The organism is Salinimonas marina (assembly GCF_015644725.1).
Taxonomy (GTDB): Bacteria; Pseudomonadota; Gammaproteobacteria; order Enterobacterales; family Alteromonadaceae; genus Alteromonas.
This window is the reverse complement of record NZ_CP064795.1, coordinates 1,101,072-1,118,066: the sequence shown is the minus strand read 5'-3', so window position 1 is coordinate 1,118,066 and position 16,995 is coordinate 1,101,072. Positions and strand designations below refer to the sequence as shown.

Genomic DNA, 16,995 nt, shown 5'->3' with positions numbered 1-16,995 from the left:
AAGTGTACGTGAAAGCTACGTACCCGAAGTTGTACCGCCGCGAGGCAGCTTACGAATCAGTTGTTTTAAAAAAATGTCGTGCATGCTCAGCATCGACCTGAATTTGTTGTTTGAGTGCATCAAACGACTCAAACTTATGTTCATCACGGAGTTTTTTTCGTGGCACCACCACGATAGGCTGACCATACAGATCGCCGCTAAAGTCAAATAAATGCACTTCCAGTTGCGTGCGCTGCCCATCTAAGGTGGGCCGGCGGCCGACATTCGCGACCCCATTGAACGTGCGCTGGTCCAGGGTAACCGTCACCGCAAAGACCCCTTTGATGGGCGTACGAAATCGCTTTAGCAACACATTGGCGGTGGGAAAACCGATAGTCCGGCCCTTCTTTTCACCATGCACCACCCGGCCCTGAACATCGAATGGCCGACCCAACATCGATTCTGCTTTGGCAAAGTCGCCGGTTTCCAGGGCGGTACGCACGGCGGTGGAGCTAATACGATTATCATCCAGCCGGTAACTTTGGGTGCTTACCACCTCAAACCCATAGTGCTGCCCGGCCTGCTTCAACATTTCAAAGTCGCCCTGGCGGTTCTGTCCAAATCTGAAGTCATCGCCCACCACTAAAAAACGAACACCCAGTTTATTGACCAGTAATTCCTCAATAAAGGTGTCCGGGCTTTGGCTGGCAAAATCGTGGTTAAAGCGTACGCATAACAACCGGTCAATTCCGGCTTCGTTCAGCAACCGGTATTTTTCAGACAGGGTGCTGAGTCGCGCCGGTGCTTTATCGGGCGTGAACACTTCTTCGGGCTGAGGTTCAAACACCATTACGGTAGCCGGTAACGCCAGCTCCCGGGCCTTATTGAGAACATTGGCCAATACGGCCTTATGCCCTTTATGAACCCCGTCAAACTTCCCGATTGTTAATACACAGCCCTGGTGCCGGGGACGCAGGTTATGCAAACCTCTGATCAATTCCACAACTTGCCTGTACCTTTTCCTGCCGCAACAAATACAAAAGCCGCGATTATAAACGACCCACCACGTAATACCAATCGTTGTTCTGCCGCTTTAGCCACCTGATGCTTTAAAATGTGACGGTTTGGTGCCGGTAAGTAATAAAACCGCGACAAATGTCGCCACTGCTGCGGCAATGGTTTTGGTTACATGCAGAATCTGTTCGGACAGGCTCAGCAAGTAAAATGCATCATATAAATCAAACTGCAGAATAACCCAAGCCATAGCGATGCACGCCAGCACCACTTTAGTCAAAAATATTACGGTAAATCGCGAAAGGCTAAACACCCCATCACGATGCAGCTGCTGATACAACAGAATCGCGTTTAAGGCCGCTGATAGACTGGTGGCGATGGCCAGCCCGATATACCCGTATGGAATCGCGAAAATCAGGTTGAACACCATATTGGCTACCATACAGTAGATGCCGAACTTTACCGGGGTTTTGGTGTCCTGGCGCGAATAAAACCCCGGCGCCAGTACTTTGACCAGCATAAAAAACCACAATCCGAATGAATAGGCAGTCAACGAGTAGGAGGCCATTCTGGCGGTTTCGGCGGTGAATTCACCGCGCTGGAAAATAACCGTCAAGATAGGCTCGGCCATAAATGCCAGCCCGACTGCGGCGGGCAACCCTAATACGGACACCATGCGTACCGACCAGTCCATATTGTCAGCAAAGGCTAAGGGATCTTTGCCGACATGATTACGCGATAATGTCGGTAATATTACCGTGGCGATGGCAATACCAAACAGCCCCAGCGGAAACTCCAGCAGGCGGTCTGAATAATACAGCCAGCTGATAGAGCCGGTCACCAGAAAACTGGCAATCAGGGTGTCGAATAACAGATTGAGCTGACCTACCGACACGCCGAACAAGGCGGGAATCATCAGCGTGCGAACTTTGACTACATGAGGATCATGCCAGCCCCATTTAGGTTTTACTAACAAACCGGCCCGGTATAAAAACGGTAGTTGAAACAGCAACTGCACAATACCACCGATAAAAACGCCCCAGGCCAGCCCGTAAGCTGGCTGCTGCATATCAGGCGCCAGCCAGACCGCACAGCTGATAATACACACATTAAGCAGTACCGGCGTAAAGGCCGCCACGGCAAACTTGTTTAGGGTATTTAAAATCGCCCCTGACAGACCGGTTAAAGAGATAAAGGCTAAATAGGGAAAGGTGATTTTAAGCATGGTAGAGGCCAGCGTGAACTTGTCACCGCCGGGCTCATCATTTAGGTATTCAACAAACCAGCCCATACCAAATAATGCGGCTAACACCGGTGATGCCACGACCCCAATAATGGCCACCACAAAGACAATGGCCCCCAGGGTACCCGAGATTCTGGCCACAAAGGCTTTAAGTTTGGCTTCGTCTTCTTCGTGGTGAACTTCGGTAAGCACCGGAATAAAAGCCTGAGCAAATGCACCTTCTGAAAACAGCCGGCGTAAAAAATTGGGAATTTTATTGGCAAAAAAGAATACATCGGCGCCGGCGCCATCGCCCATCAGCCGGGCCACCACTACATCGCGAGCCAAACCCAGAATACGCGACAGCAATGTCATAACACTGACAATAAGCCCTGATCTGATTAATTTTCCTGACACATTGCCTCTTAGATTTTATGTAGTGGCCTTAATGGGACCGACACTATAGCCGAATGGCTATAGTGAGAAAATAACCCGGAGGCTGAATTCCCGCTAAATTTAAGAGAAAAACCTCAATTTCAGCATAAAACCGCTTACATAAGGGTGAATTCTAAATTAGGGCCTGCTATAATCCGCGCCCTAGCTGGGTCGGACCTGGATCACGCCGCGTTTATTGTTATTAAAATAGTTTGACAAATAATCGATTGGTAGGCACAATCCGCACCCTCGTTTTTGACATGAATTTATTTGGGAGTTACACCTTGGCTAACATTAAGTCTGCTAAGAAACGTGCAATTCAAGCCGAAAAGCGTCGTCAGCATAATGCCAGCCGCCGCTCCATGACTCGTACAAGCATCAAGAAAGTTGTAGCCGCTATCGCTAATGGCGATAAAGAAGGTGCTAAATCAGCACTGGCCGCAGCAACTCCTGTTCTTGACAGAATGGCTACCAAAGGTTTGATTCACAAGAATAAAGCTGCTCGTCATAAGAGCCGCCTTGCTGCGCAAATCAAAGCGCTTTAAGGTCCTCTTGGATCGCAGTTAAAAAAGCGCCTTCTGGCGCTTTTTTTGTCTCTGTTTTTTGCTCTTTTTAGTATCGGCTAACGACCTGCCACGCCCCTGAGCGGCCTCCCCCTTGTGATATAACCTCTACCCTTATCTTCGTCCTTCAAGAGACAGCGTCCTTCAAGGGACAGTCACACCTATATCAGCAGGGCTTTAAGTAATGCAGAAGCATGTCGCCCTCTATAGGCAGACAGGGAGACGACAGATCGGACGGTAACAGACCTTTGAGATCACCCCTAACATGCTCTTTTCAAAGCTCTTAAAGATTACCAGACGAGTCTGGTAAGACCGTGGAGAACTATCAAAAACGGCTGTACCCAAATGGTAACAGCCGCGCTATTAGGAGATATAAGAATATTTATTAGAAATGACGTAGCAAGCGCCACCACACGCGTGACACCGCCAGCTATTTAAGGCTGCAGCGCCGCCTTTAAGGTGTATGAACTGGGCGGGGGAATGCCTTACAGGGTGTTAAGTACATCAACAATTTCCCGGGTATCCTCTACCACGCGGATGACCTTGTCATTAAGACGCAGCGCTACCATGCCCTGAGTCACATCGCGATACACCACCTGGCCCTGTTGAAATAACTCATAGTCCAGCACCGTCCCTTTATTCAGGCTGGCCGCCCAGTTCGCGGGACGCTCACTTTCGGTAACCTCAATCTCATCAATATCCTGAGGGTTGTAATAGCCACGGTCGGCAGCAAATGCAGCCGGAATCAAACAACACAAAAGCGCAATTGAAGAAGCAAACTTACGAAAATACATGAAAACACCGTCTTAACTACTACTAATGAGTTAGTAAGAGCAATTCTCATTCCCTTTATCTATACTAAAGTCTAACTTTTTGTATACCTCTGTTTTATAAAGCTTTAAAGGCTTAAGCCTGACCGAGGTAGCATATATATCCAAAATTAGTGGGTTAATTTTTAACAAATACGGGTTACATGTGAGAAAAATGTACCCATTTGCCTACACGCTTATTTATCGAAAAGCGCGCTGGGCTGGACGAACCCCAAAAAATTTCGCATCATTTGTATATGGTCCCTATATAAAAATCGAACCGTGCTGAAAATAATTGTTCTTATTCCACTTTTTCTTAGCGCTTTGTGGGTTGCTTACCTAAAGCTGAACCATTATTCCGTGGCGCAAGGCAAACAAGGGTTTATGTATATTCTGGTCATTTCCCTGGTCATTGCTGCGTTTTATACTTTCATGATGTTTGTGACCCACTGACAACCTAACCAGTGATATCTCGTATCCCTGATAGCCAGCCACAAAAAACCCGGCATTCGCCGGGTTTTTTTAGCTTTTTATTTATCGTTTTATTGTTGCAAAATTTCTACTTCGGCTTCATCACGTAAAGCTTTTACATAGCTTTGGAACAATGCCTGACCATACGCCGAGCCCAGGCGCTGGCGTAAGGAACTGGCCAGTTCAGCATCCGGTGCTTCAGGTTGCTTCACCCCGGTTAGTTCGACCACACCCACATCACCGGTAGCCAGTTTTGTAGCTTCAATCTGTGAGCCTTCTTGTTCAGACAAGGTAAACAGAGTTTCAACCAGCGCACGGGGTAATTCACCCGGGCCTCGATTAACCTCCGTCGCTTCCTGCCAGCTAAGGTCATACTCGGCTAACATTGACTGAACATCTTCACCTGCCTGATATTGTTCAACCAGTTTCTCAGCCCACTGCATGGCGGCCTGCTGTGCTTTCTGACCTTGTAGTTGCTGGGCAATACTATCAGATACATCTTCCAACGGCCGGGTACGCTGAGGTTCATGTTCTTTGACCCGCATTACCATTACCGTTTTCTCGTCCAGTTCAATCACTTCACTGTTCATACGATCTTCAACCAGTTCAGGGCTGAACGCACGGCTCAGTGCATTAGGATTACTCACCGGTTCGGGGGCCTGCTGTTCGGTAAACATTCCGGTTTCTTCAATTGGCTGGTTAGCCACCCCTGCCACATCTTCCAGTGACTCTGGCACTTCGAAGGCCACCTCGTCCATGCGACTACGGATTTGGTAAAAGCGCTCGGTTGCCCGATCGGTTTGCAAGCGCTCACGAATGTCTGCTTCAACCTCGGCCAGCGGCGTCACCTGCTCTGCTTTAATATCGGTCAATTTGATAAGATGAAAGCCAAACTCGGTTTCCACAACCTCAGAGATCTCGCCTTGTTCAAGGTCGAAGGCCACTTCATCAAACGCCGGGTCCATCATATCGCGACTGATAAACTCCAGGTCGCCCCCATTTTCTGCTGAAAAGGTATCATCTGAACGTTCTTCAGCTAACCGGGCAAACTCAGCACCGTCTGATAGCTGGGATTTGATTTTCTCAGCCCGGGTCCGCGCGGCCTCTTTATCATCACCAAATTCAATCAGAATATGCGAAACCCGACGTTCTTCCTCTTCGCGGTAACTATTCTTATTTTCTTCATAATACTGTTCGATGTCTGCGTCGGTGACATCCACTTCGGATGCCAAATCATCGACACTTAATGTGACATACGCAATATTCAGTTTTTCCTGAGTATCGAACCTGGTGATATTCGATTCATAGAAATTTTGAATATCCTGCTCACTCACCTCCACGGTCTCAGCAAACTGAGCAGCAGGTACCACCAAATATCGTCCATCACGGGTTTGGGCCTGTAATTGCCATGCCCGGTCCACTTCACCCGGTAAGGCAAAGGAAGCCGCACCCAGCGCCTGAGCTAACTGTGTGCGGGTCATTTCAGTGCGTAGATAATCTCTGAAACCCGAAGGCTGAAAACCACTTTGACGCAATATGGCCAGATAGCGTTCGTTATCAAATTCGCCGGCAGTCTGGAACTCCTGCATGTCGCGAATGGTGTCACGAATCTGCGTATCCCCTACCCGCAAACCTAATTCCTCAGCCTGTTGCTGAATAAGTTTGTCGTTGATAAGCCGCTGCAACACATTGCGGCGAAAATCTTTAAGATAATTTTCGTTGGCAAACATGCTGGCTGCACTTTCACCATACTCGGACTCCATACGCGCACGCTGGTTCTGATAGGCGCGCTCCAGGGTGCCCTGATCAATCTCTTCGCCATTAACAGTGGCCACCGCAGTGGCGCCTGAAGAGTTCAGGTAACTGCCAACGCCGGCGAAGACGAAACTCAGCACGACAAGGCCGATTACGATCATGGCCCACGGGCCCTGAGAACCTTCTCTGATTCTTTCTAACATGATTGTTCTTTCAACTCCGTTGCTTACTTCAACTTGCCGGCATCTGACACTGCTTACTGCAGACAACAGGTTATCTGGGCGGTGCGCTGGCAAAAAATCAGGCAAGATTATAACGCGATTGTCCAGGCAAACGCGACGCTTTTATGGTCGCCCTGCCACATCAATACACAATGATTCTGGGGGCAGGCACAGGCAGCTGGTCCGGGTAAACTGAAACTCACACAGAAATTAAAGAAAACCGGAAAGGGACTGTGTTGCCAGGTCATGGTCCTGTTTTTCTGGACCCAATAAAAAAGGCGATGGGGTTACCATCGCCTTTTTATAAATTTTTTATTCTTAGTTGCACGCGTCTTTTAAAGCTTTACCTGCTTTGAAAGAAGGTACTTTAGCCGCTGCAATCTGAATAGTCTCACCAGTTTGAGGATTACGGCCGCTGCGAGCAGAGCGCTCACGAACTGCGAAAGTACCAAAGCCTACTAGGGCTACCTGGTCACCTTCTTTAAGCGCTGCGGTTACAGCATCAGTGAATGCGTCTAGAGCTCGGCCTGCAGCCGCTTTAGAGATGTCCGCACCAGCTGCCATTTGGTCGATGAGTTGAGACTTGTTCACAATTATGATCCCCTTCGTTTGTTATTATACTGTTTGTCCGAAACAATTATCGAATTATCGCCGGACTTTATAACAAGCTTGATTAGTAACATCAAGTACTCTGTTACAATAAGTTAACTTTTAATGATTCGCTGCAATCCCTTTAAAGACAAGGCTTCAAGCGATGACACAGTAAAGGTAACACAACTTCTGCGACTTGAAAGCCCTATTTTAAAAAAAGTGGGCAAATCTGCGCTTTAGTGGCTATTTTTTATACTTTTGTCCATAAAAAAAGGCTGCGGCCCACGCATGGCAGGCGTTGCAGCCTTACTTCACTGTTTATTTTGCATCCACGACTTCGAATGATTCAACCGGTTCCTGCAAGGCAATATCCAGGACATCATCAATCCACTTAACCGGGTGAATAGTGAGCGCTTCTTTAACATTATCCGGAATTTCTTCCAAATCCCGCTCGTTCTCTTTCGGAATAACCACGGTTTTGATACCACCACGGTGTGCCGCCAGCAGTTTTTCTTTCAATCCGCCGATGGCCAGTACTTCTCCACGCAAGGTGATTTCACCTGTCATCGCCACATCGCATTTCACGGGGTTACCGGTTAACGATGAAACCAGGGCAGTACACATCGCAATACCGGCACTAGGGCCATCTTTAGGCGTAGCGCCTTCGGGTACATGCACATGAATATCGCGCTTTTCATAAAAGTCACTGTTGATACGCAGTTTGTCTGCACGACTACGCACCACTGTCATCGCCGCTTTGATAGACTCCTGCATCACATCACCTAACGAACCGGTGGTGGTCATCTTGCCTTTGCCCGGCACGGTGCTGGTTTCTATTGTCAAAAGATCGCCGCCGACCTGGGTCCAGGCTAAACCGGTTACCTGGCCAATCTGGTTATCGTTATCGGCCTTACCGTAATCAAACCGCTGCACCCCCAGATAATCTTTCAGATTGTCCTGGGTAACCACAACTTTGTCTTTGCTCTTAGACAACAGCACATCTTTAACGGCTTTACGACATACTTTCGAGATTTCGCGTTCCAGGTTACGCACACCGGCTTCGCGGGTGTAATAGCGAATAATACCTATGATCGCGGAGTCGGTGATTTCCAGCTCATTCTTTTTAAGTCCATTACGTTCCATCTGCTTAGACAGCAAATGGCGCATAGCAATATTCAGCTTTTCATCTTCGGTATAACCGGATAACCGAATCACTTCCATCCGGTCCAGTAAAGGTCCCGGAATATTCATGCTGTTTGAGGTGGCCACAAACATCACATCGGATAAGTCATAATCAACTTCCAGGTAGTGATCACTAAAGCTGTTGTTCTGTTCCGGATCCAACACTTCCAGTAATGCTGAGGCCGGATCACCGCGCATATCCGCCGACATCTTGTCGATTTCATCCAGCAGGAACAACGGGTTCTTTACCCCTACCTTGGTCATGTTTTGAATCAGCTTGCCAGGCAGTGAACCAATGTAGGTACGACGATGCCCCCGAATTTCCGCTTCATCACGCACGCCGCCCAGGGCCATGCGTACGTACTTACGACCCGTGGCTTTAGCGACAGACTGTCCTAACGAGGTTTTACCGACACCCGGAGGGCCTACCAGACAAAGAATCGGGCCTTTTAGTTTTTTCACCCGCTGCTGTACCGCCAGATATTCAACGATGCGTTCTTTGACTTTTTCCAGGCCGTAATGATCGGCATCCAGCACAGTTTCTGCCTTCGCCAAATCTTTTTTGACCGGGCTGCGTTTTTGCCATGGCACCGCCGTTAACCAGTCGATGTAACTACGCACCACCGTCGCTTCTGCTGACATCGGCGACATCATCTTCAGTTTCTGCAGTTCTGCCCGGGCTTTTTCTTCCGCTTCCTTGGGCATCTTGGATTCGGTGATTTTATTGCTCAGCGCTTCAAATTCGTCAGGCGCATCATCCATCTCGCCTAATTCTTTTTGAATGGCCTTCATCTGTTCATTCAGATAATACTCGCGCTGGCTTTTTTCCATTTGCTTTTTAACCCGGGTCCGAATTTTCTTTTCGACCTGGAGCAAATCTATCTCACCTTCCATCAGCGCCATCAGGTATTCCAGACGTTCATTCACGCCTTTCATCTCTAGCACTTTTTGTTTTTCGGTGAGTTTGAGCGGCATATGAGCCGCCATGGTGTCAGCCAAACGCGCGGCATCATCAATGCCATTGAGTGAGGTCAAAACCTCTGGCGGAATTTTTTTGTTAAGCTTTACATAGCCTTCGAACTGCGAGACCGCGGAGCGAATCAACACTTCCTGCTCGTTTTCGGCTATGGCTTCATCGGTAATTTTATCGGTGGTAGCGCAGTAGAAAGGCTCTGACTGGGTGTATTCCGAAATCTCACCACGGACATTACCTTCTACCAGCACCTTGACGGTGCCGTCCGGCAGCTTTAACAGCTGAAGAATTGTGGCAATGGTGCCAACACTGTAAATGTCATCCGTTTCTGGTTCATCGACACTGGCATCTTTCTGGGCAACCAAAAAGATTTGCTTGTCATTTTCCATTGCTGCTTCCAGGCAGCGAATCGATTTTTCACGGCCGACGAACAAGGGTATGACCATATGTGGATAAACAACCACATCCCGAAGGGCTAATACGGGGATCTCTATGCGATTTTCACGCTCTTCTGTCATACTTGCACTCTATTGATTACTGATTTCGATTTATATGGGGATAATCAGGCAAAGTTCAAATAGTTACTTTTTGCTAAGGCTTAATTTTACTTCACCTTATTCACCTGTCGGCCCCGCGAAATATAACGTTGTTTACCATCAGTCATTTACAAAAATAAGGCAACAGATAATTTGCCTAAGAGCAATTTGGCTAAATTTTTATAGCGGCTTCCGTATTTTTCTTACCGACACAAAAAAGACCTCAATTTGAGGCCTTTTTTAAGTCACATCAAAGATTATTCCGATGCTGCTTTTTTATCTTCATTGGCGTAAATCAAAATAGGACTGGATTCGCCGCGAATGACGGTTTCGTCGATGACCACTTTTTTGACATCATCCAGCGAGGGTAAGTCGTACATGGTATCCAACAAGATGCCTTCCACGATAGAACGTAATCCGCGGGCACCGGTCTTACGATGCATGGCCTTTTTCGCAATGGCCTGAAGCGCATCATCCCGGAATTCAAGCTCTACATCTTCAATGGCAAATAATGCCCCGTATTGCTTGGTAATGGCATTTTTTGGTTCACGCAGGATTTGGATCAGGGCATCTTCATTCAGCTCTTCCAGACTGGTTACCACGGGTAACCGGCCGATGAACTCTGGAATCAGACCATATTTAACCAAATCTTCTGGTTCAACCTTTTTAAACAGCTCACTGGACTTGTGCAGGCTATCCTTGGTTTTAACTTTTGCGCCAAAACCAATACCACTACCAGTCTGCGCACGCTGCTCAATAACTTTATCAAGCCCTGAGAATGCGCCCCCACAGATAAACAGAATCTTTGAGGTATCAACCTGCAAAAACTCCTGTTGTGGATGCTTGCGGCCACCCTGAGGCGGAACCGAGGCCACGGTGCCTTCAATCAGCTTCAGCAATGCCTGCTGTACACCCTCACCCGACACATCACGAGTGATGGAAGGATTATCAGACTTACGGGAAATCTTATCAATCTCATCAATGTAGACAATGCCACGCTGGGCTTTTTCCACATCGTAATCGCATTTTTGCAGCAATTTCTGGATGATATTTTCAACGTCTTCGCCGACATACCCTGCTTCGGTCAAGGTGGTGGCATCGGCCATCGTGAAGGGTACATCCAACAACCGCGCTAACGTCTCAGCCAGCAAGGTTTTACCACTACCGGTGGGGCCAATCAGCAGAATATTGCTTTTGCCCAGCTCTACACCTTCGTGCACATCGCCGTGACGAAGTCGCTTATAATGATTGTAAACCGCTACCGACAGCACCTTTTTGGCATGACCCTGACCAATAACATAGTCATCCAGATGAAGATGAATCTCATGTGGCTTGGGCAGTGCGTCCTGCTTTTGCTTGGGTGCGATTTCTTTAATTTCTTCGCGAATAATGTCGTTGCATAACTCGACACATTCATCACAGATAAAAACGGACGGACCAGCAATTAACTTTCTCACTTCATGCTGGCTTTTGCCACAGAAGGAGCAATACAGTAACTTGTTGTCGCCGTCTGAGTTCTGTTTATCACTCATTACGTAATGCCTCTGCCTTAGCCGGACCCAAATTCAATACAGGATGTCCGGTCTGTCTTTATAACTATACTACTTCGTTGCAGCCGCGTCAGATCGATTTGTCAGGACCTGGTCAATTAGACCGTACTCTTTGGCTTCGGTTGCACTTAAAAAGTTATCACGATCAGTATCGTGTGCGACTTTTTCGTAATCCTGGCCAGTATGTTGTGACAATAACCGATTCAGCTTCTCTTTAACGGACAGAATTTCTTTGGCATGGATTTCAAAATCTGATGCCTGCCCCTGGAAACCACCTAGTGGCTGGTGAATCATCACCCGTGAGTTGGGCAAACAATAACGCTTACCTTTGGTGCCACCTGACAACAGGAAGGCCCCCATGCTGGCCGCCTGGCCTACACATACCGTGCTCACATCAGGCTTAATAAAGTTCATGGTATCGTAAATAGCCATACCTGCTGTTACTGAACCGCCTGGCGAATTGATATATAGGTAGATGTCTTTTTCCGGGTTTTCAGCTTCCAGAAACAGCATCTGTGCCACAATCAGGTTCGCCATATGATCTTCAACCTGACCAACCAGAAAAATGACGTTTTCTTTTAGTAAACGTGAGTAAATGTCGTAGGAACGTTCACCCTTGGCTGTCTGTTCGACAACCATAGGCACCAATGCATTTTGCGGTTCTAATGGGTTAATCATATCTACCTTGATTTGTTAGCGTTAAAAACAAAAATGCTCGGAAGGCTCCGAGCATTTAAGCAGTTGCTGACTGGCTAAGTCAAACAAGCAATCAAAAATTATGCTTGTTTGTTCATAACCTCATCAAAAGCTTTGGTCACTTCCTGAGTCTTGGCTTTGTCCAATACCCATTCGATGGCCTGCTCTTCTAATGCAACATTTTTCATTTGTTGCATCAGTTCTTCATTGTTTTTGTAATATTCGATCACTTCTTGCGGATCTTCATAAGCCGACGCTGAAGTTTCGATTAATGCATCAACCTTGCTTTCATCAGCCTGTAGTTCATTTTGCTTGATGATTTCACCCAGCAACAGACCAATTGATACGCGACGCTTGGCATTGTCGGTAAACAGTTCAGCAGGCAGTTCTGGCATATTCTGGCCGCCACCTTGTTGGCTGAAACGTTGTTTTGCCTGTTCACGCAGTGCTTCGATTTCCTGATCTACCAGTGCCTGCGGCACATCCAGTTCATTCTTCTCAAGCAGCTTAGCAATAACATCTTCTTTTACTTTTGCTTTGAGTGTTTGATCCAGCTCGCGTTGCATATTTTTGCGCACTTCGTCTTTCAATGCGTCGATGCCGCCTTCTTCAATGCCAAACAGTTTAGCAAATTCTTCGTTTACTTCCGGTAATTCCTGACCTTCCACTTTTTTCACGTGAACGTCAAATACCGCGTCTTTACCTTTTAAGGCTTCAGCGTGGTAGTCCTCCGGGAAAGTTACTTCAACAGTAACATCCTGACCGGCTTTAGCGCCAATCAGCGGAGTTTCAAAACCTGGAATCATGCGGCCTTTGCCAAGCTCAAGGGTGAAATCTTCGGCTTTACCACCGTCAAACTCTTCACCATCAATCTTGCCGACAAAATCCATTACAACACGATCTTCTTCGGCCGCTTCACGCTCAACTTCTACCCAGCTGGCATGTTGCTTTTGAAGTGTCTCCATCATGTTATCGAGGTCTTCGTCCTTGATTTCAACCTTAGGTTGTTCAATTTCGATTTCTTCAACGCCCTGAACTTCGACTTCTGGGTATACTTCAAACGAAGCAACAAACTCCAGATCCTGACCTTGCTGGTCTTTGGTAAGTTCAAATTTTGGCATACCAGCAGGTGTAATCTCTTCCTGCATTACTGCCTGATAGAAGTTTTGCTGCATGACATCGCCAGCCACTTCCTGACGAACCGCCGCACCATAGCGCTTCTGAATTACGCTCACTGGTACCTTACCTGGGCGGAAGCCATTGATACGCTGAGTTTTAGCTAATTGCTGAAGACGTGACTTTACAGCAGAATCGATAGAATCGGCTGGCACGGTGATCGTAAGACGGCGTTCTAAACCCTGGGTCGTCTCGACTGAAACTTGCATTATGTTACCTCAACTTGACGTCTGGTGACGTGTTGTTTTCATGCCCCCGTCCTGCACACCGTAGCAATTTTTGCTGCTGGATTTACAGGTCGTTGACTAACGATTAATTTAAACCGCTGATTAAACACATTGGTTAAAAAAAGACGCGGTAGTATACAGTCACAGTATTTAAGAGTCGAGAGGCAAACAAGAACAAATGCGCATTATTGCAGACTTTGTCAACAACATTGCAACATCGGGAAAAGAAAAAAGAAAATTTTAAGATAGGATTTTTGCAAAGATGGTCGGTGAGACAGGATTTGAACCTGCGACCCCTTGGACCCAAACCAAGTGCGCTACCAAACTGCGCCACTCACCGAACGATGCATATAGAAATATACTAGATATGGTGCGGAAGGAGAGACTTGAACTCTCACGCCGTGAAGCACTGGAACCTAAATCCAGCGTGTCTACCAATTCCACCACTCCCGCAAAAAAGTGGGGTGGACGATGGGACTTGAACCCACGACAACCGGAATCACAATCCGGGGCTCTACCAACTGAGCTACGCCCACCACTGATGATGCTTTTTTTGCTATCGAAAGCGGCTTGGCAAGTGTACATCAATTTCAACACTATGTCAGTGAAAAAATTAACTTTTTCTTGCTTTACTACCCGACCCGCAATAGATGGCGCGCCCGGCAGGATTCGAACCTGCGACCCACGGCTTAGAAGGCCGTTGCTCTATCCAGCTGAGCTACGGGCGCCTGGCGAATCTTCGCTAGCAAAAGTGGTCGGTGAGACAGGATTTGAACCTGCGACCCCTTGGACCCAAACCAAGTGCGCTACCAAACTGCGCCACTCACCGAACCTGTGTAACAACGTGTTTTGCTTCCTCGTCGTTACGGGAGCGCATATTACTGACTTGCCCCTACCTCGTCAAACACTTTTCCAAAGAAAAACACTGACCGTTCACAAAGCAGCCAACTGTGCATCATTTTTGCACACCCCGTCGATTTTTTGGTCGTTTCAGGGCATCAATACCGTACCTGGCCGGGTTACGGCCAATGAAAAAACACTTAGCAATGCTGCTTATTCCATATTACGGCCCTGTACAGTTATTAAAAGGTGGTTTAATGAATCTCTGGCAGGGTTGTAGGGTTTTGTGGAACAATACCAGCGCCGTTTTTTTCATCTATAAAGAGTTTCGTTATTTATGACCGCGCATCTAATTGATGGCAAATTGATTGCCAAACAAGTTCGTCAGCATGTGGCTTCGTATGTTGAGTCACTGAAATCTTCGGGCAAACGCGCACCGGGGCTTGCGGTAGTATTGGTGGGCAGCGACTCAGCATCGCAGGTGTATGTTGCGAATAAAAGAAAGGCCTGTGATGAGGTCGGCTTTGTTTCCCGCTCGTATGACCTGCCTGCGGATACTGATCAAAGCACGCTGCTGGCGTTAGTCGATGAGCTTAATGAAGACCGTGAAATAGACGGCATCCTGGTGCAATTGCCGTTACCGGCCGGTTTACATGCCGAAGAAGTGTTAGAGCGAATTGACCCGCACAAAGACGTCGATGGTTTTCACCCTTACAACATCGGACGACTGGCCCAGCGCATCCCTGCCCTGCGCCCGTGCACGCCAAAGGGCATCATGACCATGATTGAGTCGACCAAGCGACCGGTCAAAGGGTTAAATGCCGTTATTGTCGGCGCATCTAATATTGTTGGCCGCCCGATGGGCCTGGAGCTGCTGCTGGCAGGTTGTACGGTCACCACCTGCCACAAATTCACCAAAGATTTAAAAGCTCATGTGGGACGCGCCGATTTATTAGTCGTGGCGGTGGGTAAATCAAACTTTATCCCGGGCGACTGGATCAAACCTAATGCCATTGTTATCGATGTGGGCATTAACCGCATGGCAGATGGCTCGCTGGTCGGCGATGTGGAGTTTGACAAAGCTAAAGAGCATGCTGGCTGGATCACCCCGGTGCCAGGTGGTGTCGGCCCGTTAACGGTGGCCAGCCTGATAGAAAATACCCTGGAAGCCTACGTGAAATTTCACTCATGAAATCCTTACAACGTAACACCGAAGAGTATATTCAGGCGACCCGTCAATGGATTGATCAGGTGGTGATAGGCCATAACTTTTGCCCCTTCGCACGCTTTGTACGTTCGCCGGAAACCATCCATTATGCCGTCAATGCTGCTTATCAGGCAGAAGATATCATGCTGGCCCTGCATGCGGAGTGTCAGCGTCTGGATAATACGCCAGACATCGCTACTACCCTGCTGATTTTGCCGGGCCTGAAGCAATTTGATCGTTACCTGGATGTGCTGGAACTGGCGCAGGTGATGTTAGAACAATGGCACTATGAAGGGGTGTATCAGCTCGCCAGTTTTCATCCCCACTATCAGTTTGAAGGCGAAGCAGCCGATGCGCCTTCAAACTATACCAACCGGTCACCCTACCCGGTACTGCATCTGTTACGAGAAACAGACATTACCCGGGTAATGGCAGACTATGAAGATCCGCACAGCATCTTTGAAAACAATATGGCGGAAACAGAAAAGCAGGGGTGTGCTCACTTCGAGCAGCTTTTGCAACAGTGTAAAAAGCCCCGATAACCCTGCTACGTATTATCCGTCAGATCATCCAGGGCCAGGGTAAAGGCACGGCCCTGGTAACCTGACACCTCAAATACCCAGCCGGATAACCAGTGACCCGCATCTGGATAGTCAAACCAGACACGATACTGATTCAATTCCGCGGTAGTGGCCAGATGCGCGGTTACAGTGCGCTCATTGGCCAGGGTAAAGGTCACCTGCCCTACGGGGTCCTGCTGTTGCCATTGGGCCGGAAAATAGGCCCGTACATCCAAATACCTGAACTCGGTTAAGTCTTTCACCGCCTGCTCTATCACGCCCGGATACGCCAGCCGCTCTGGCGCTACTTCAATAGGCCGGTTATCCACCTGCACCACTTCCCATTCGGCGGTCTGTTCTGAACGCATCAGCAACAGCGAGGTATTATTGCCCTTGGTAAATCGAATTCCCTGCAGCTCCTCTGCAGTAAACGGCAATACCTGCCGGGCCAGCCAGTCTGAGCCTGCATGCGGCAGCCGGACCCGATTATCGATTAATAAACTGGCTTGCTTACCGGGTAAGCGCACAAAGGTACCGCGCTGGCTTTTTGCCATATTACCCACCAGCACCTGCCATTCTTTATCCTTACTACTTAAGGTAAGCAAGGTGGAGTCAGCATCATCCTGACCTAAATTTGCCACTCCCAGCAGGTGATAGTTTTCGGCTTTACTGGTTTTATGTTCTATTACTTTTGCATTGAGTATTCTGCTGACCATGGTGGACAGACGTGACTGATTAACCGGAAAGCTTTGTTCCTCATCCAGATGCGTCGCCAGCCATTCCTGGTCCTGACGGTTGGCGCGAAACACCAGCCCCTCAGCGGTTTCTACTTCAATGGTGTCGAGCTGGTCAAGCCCGGTGACAAAGTTGTCGACCAACGGCTCAGGCTCCATGGTTTGGGTATACACACTGGTATCGGTGACATACCAGGCCACTGCGCCGGCGGCTGCTACCAGCACACTTAACAGTACAACTCTTACATTCATAA

At 48.1% G+C, this 16,995-nt stretch carries 13 protein-coding genes and 5 tRNA genes; 3 read left to right on the top strand and 15 right to left on the bottom strand.

The features are described 5' to 3' along the window. Window positions 1-49 precede the first annotated feature (49 nt). Window positions 50-982 (bottom strand): bifunctional riboflavin kinase/FAD synthetase, encoded by a 933-nt coding sequence (ribF, locus tag IT774_RS04790; protein ID WP_195811570.1) that lies wholly within the window; start codon window positions 980-982, stop codon window positions 50-52. Between the two features lie 90 nt (window positions 983-1,072). After that, window positions 1,073-2,632, bottom strand: a complete 1,560-nt coding sequence (gene murJ / locus IT774_RS04785; RefSeq protein WP_195811569.1) for a murein biosynthesis integral membrane protein MurJ — start codon at window positions 2,630-2,632, stop codon at window positions 1,073-1,075. Window positions 2,633-2,934: 302 nt separating this feature from the next. Here murJ and rpsT point away from each other — a divergent pair, with 302 nt between their 5' ends. Then, window positions 2,935-3,195 carry a 30S ribosomal protein S20 gene (rpsT, locus tag IT774_RS04780; RefSeq protein ID WP_195811568.1) on the top strand — a complete coding sequence of 87 codons (261 nt, stop codon included), beginning with the start codon at window positions 2,935-2,937 and terminating at the stop codon, window positions 3,193-3,195. Window positions 3,196-3,698: 503 nt separating this feature from the next. Here rpsT and IT774_RS04775 read toward each other — a convergent pair. From IT774_RS04775 to IT774_RS04720, 12 genes are all read right to left on the bottom strand, one after another. After that, complete coding sequence (locus IT774_RS04775) at window positions 3,699-4,007, bottom strand: hypothetical protein (protein ID WP_195811567.1); 309 nt, start codon at window positions 4,005-4,007, stop codon at window positions 3,699-3,701. 557 nt (window positions 4,008-4,564) lie between these two features. Continuing rightward, window positions 4,565-6,451 (bottom strand): SurA N-terminal domain-containing protein, encoded by a 1,887-nt coding sequence (locus tag IT774_RS04770; RefSeq protein ID WP_195811566.1) that lies wholly within the window; start codon window positions 6,449-6,451, stop codon window positions 4,565-4,567. A 336-nt stretch (window positions 6,452-6,787) separates the two neighbouring features. Then, window positions 6,788-7,060, bottom strand: a complete 273-nt coding sequence (hupB, locus tag IT774_RS04765) for a nucleoid-associated protein HU-beta (protein ID WP_195811565.1) — start codon at window positions 7,058-7,060, stop codon at window positions 6,788-6,790. 318 nt (window positions 7,061-7,378) lie between these two features. Then, window positions 7,379-9,733, bottom strand: coding sequence for an endopeptidase La (gene lon, locus IT774_RS04760; protein WP_195811564.1), 2,355 nt, complete (start codon window positions 9,731-9,733; stop codon window positions 7,379-7,381). 275 nt (window positions 9,734-10,008) lie between these two features. Then, window positions 10,009-11,283: an ATP-dependent protease ATP-binding subunit ClpX gene (gene clpX, locus IT774_RS04755; protein WP_195811563.1), complete on the bottom strand. Its 1,275-nt coding sequence runs from the start codon at window positions 11,281-11,283 to the stop codon at window positions 10,009-10,011. 69 nt (window positions 11,284-11,352) lie between these two features. Beyond that, entirely contained in the window at window positions 11,353-11,979 is a 627-nt protein-coding gene (gene clpP, locus IT774_RS04750) for an ATP-dependent Clp endopeptidase proteolytic subunit ClpP (protein ID WP_195811562.1), read from the bottom strand. 98 nt (window positions 11,980-12,077) lie between these two features. Then, window positions 12,078-13,382 (bottom strand): trigger factor, encoded by a 1,305-nt coding sequence (gene tig / locus IT774_RS04745; RefSeq protein WP_195811561.1) that lies wholly within the window; start codon window positions 13,380-13,382, stop codon window positions 12,078-12,080. A gap of 281 nt (window positions 13,383-13,663) precedes the next feature. Continuing rightward, window positions 13,664-13,740: transfer RNA gene (locus IT774_RS04740), tRNA-Pro, on the bottom strand. 28 nt (window positions 13,741-13,768) lie between these two features. Beyond that, window positions 13,769-13,853: transfer RNA gene (locus IT774_RS04735), tRNA-Leu, on the bottom strand. A gap of 7 nt (window positions 13,854-13,860) precedes the next feature. Then, window positions 13,861-13,936: transfer RNA gene (locus IT774_RS04730), tRNA-His, on the bottom strand. Window positions 13,937-14,051: 115 nt separating this feature from the next. Then, a tRNA-Arg gene (locus IT774_RS04725) sits at window positions 14,052-14,128 on the bottom strand. A 24-nt stretch (window positions 14,129-14,152) separates the two neighbouring features. Next, a tRNA-Pro gene (locus tag IT774_RS04720) sits at window positions 14,153-14,229 on the bottom strand. Window positions 14,230-14,577: 348 nt separating this feature from the next. Here IT774_RS04720 and folD point away from each other — a divergent pair. Both folD and IT774_RS04710 read left to right on the top strand, forming a co-directional pair. Next, window positions 14,578-15,432 (top strand): bifunctional methylenetetrahydrofolate dehydrogenase/methenyltetrahydrofolate cyclohydrolase FolD, encoded by an 855-nt coding sequence (folD, locus tag IT774_RS04715; RefSeq protein ID WP_195811560.1) that lies wholly within the window; start codon window positions 14,578-14,580, stop codon window positions 15,430-15,432. After that, the gene (locus tag IT774_RS04710; RefSeq protein WP_195811559.1) at window positions 15,429-15,989 is read left to right on the top strand and encodes a DUF1415 domain-containing protein; all 561 of its coding nucleotides are present in this window, start codon (window positions 15,429-15,431) and stop codon (window positions 15,987-15,989) included. Before folD ends, IT774_RS04710 begins: the two co-directional genes overlap by 4 nt. A 5-nt stretch (window positions 15,990-15,994) precedes the next feature. Here the strand turns inward: IT774_RS04710 and IT774_RS04705 are convergent, their stop codons facing one another. Then, window positions 15,995-16,993 (bottom strand): DUF4340 domain-containing protein, encoded by a 999-nt coding sequence (locus tag IT774_RS04705; protein WP_195811558.1) that lies wholly within the window; start codon window positions 16,991-16,993, stop codon window positions 15,995-15,997. Between the last annotated feature and the right edge of the window lie 2 nt (window positions 16,994-16,995).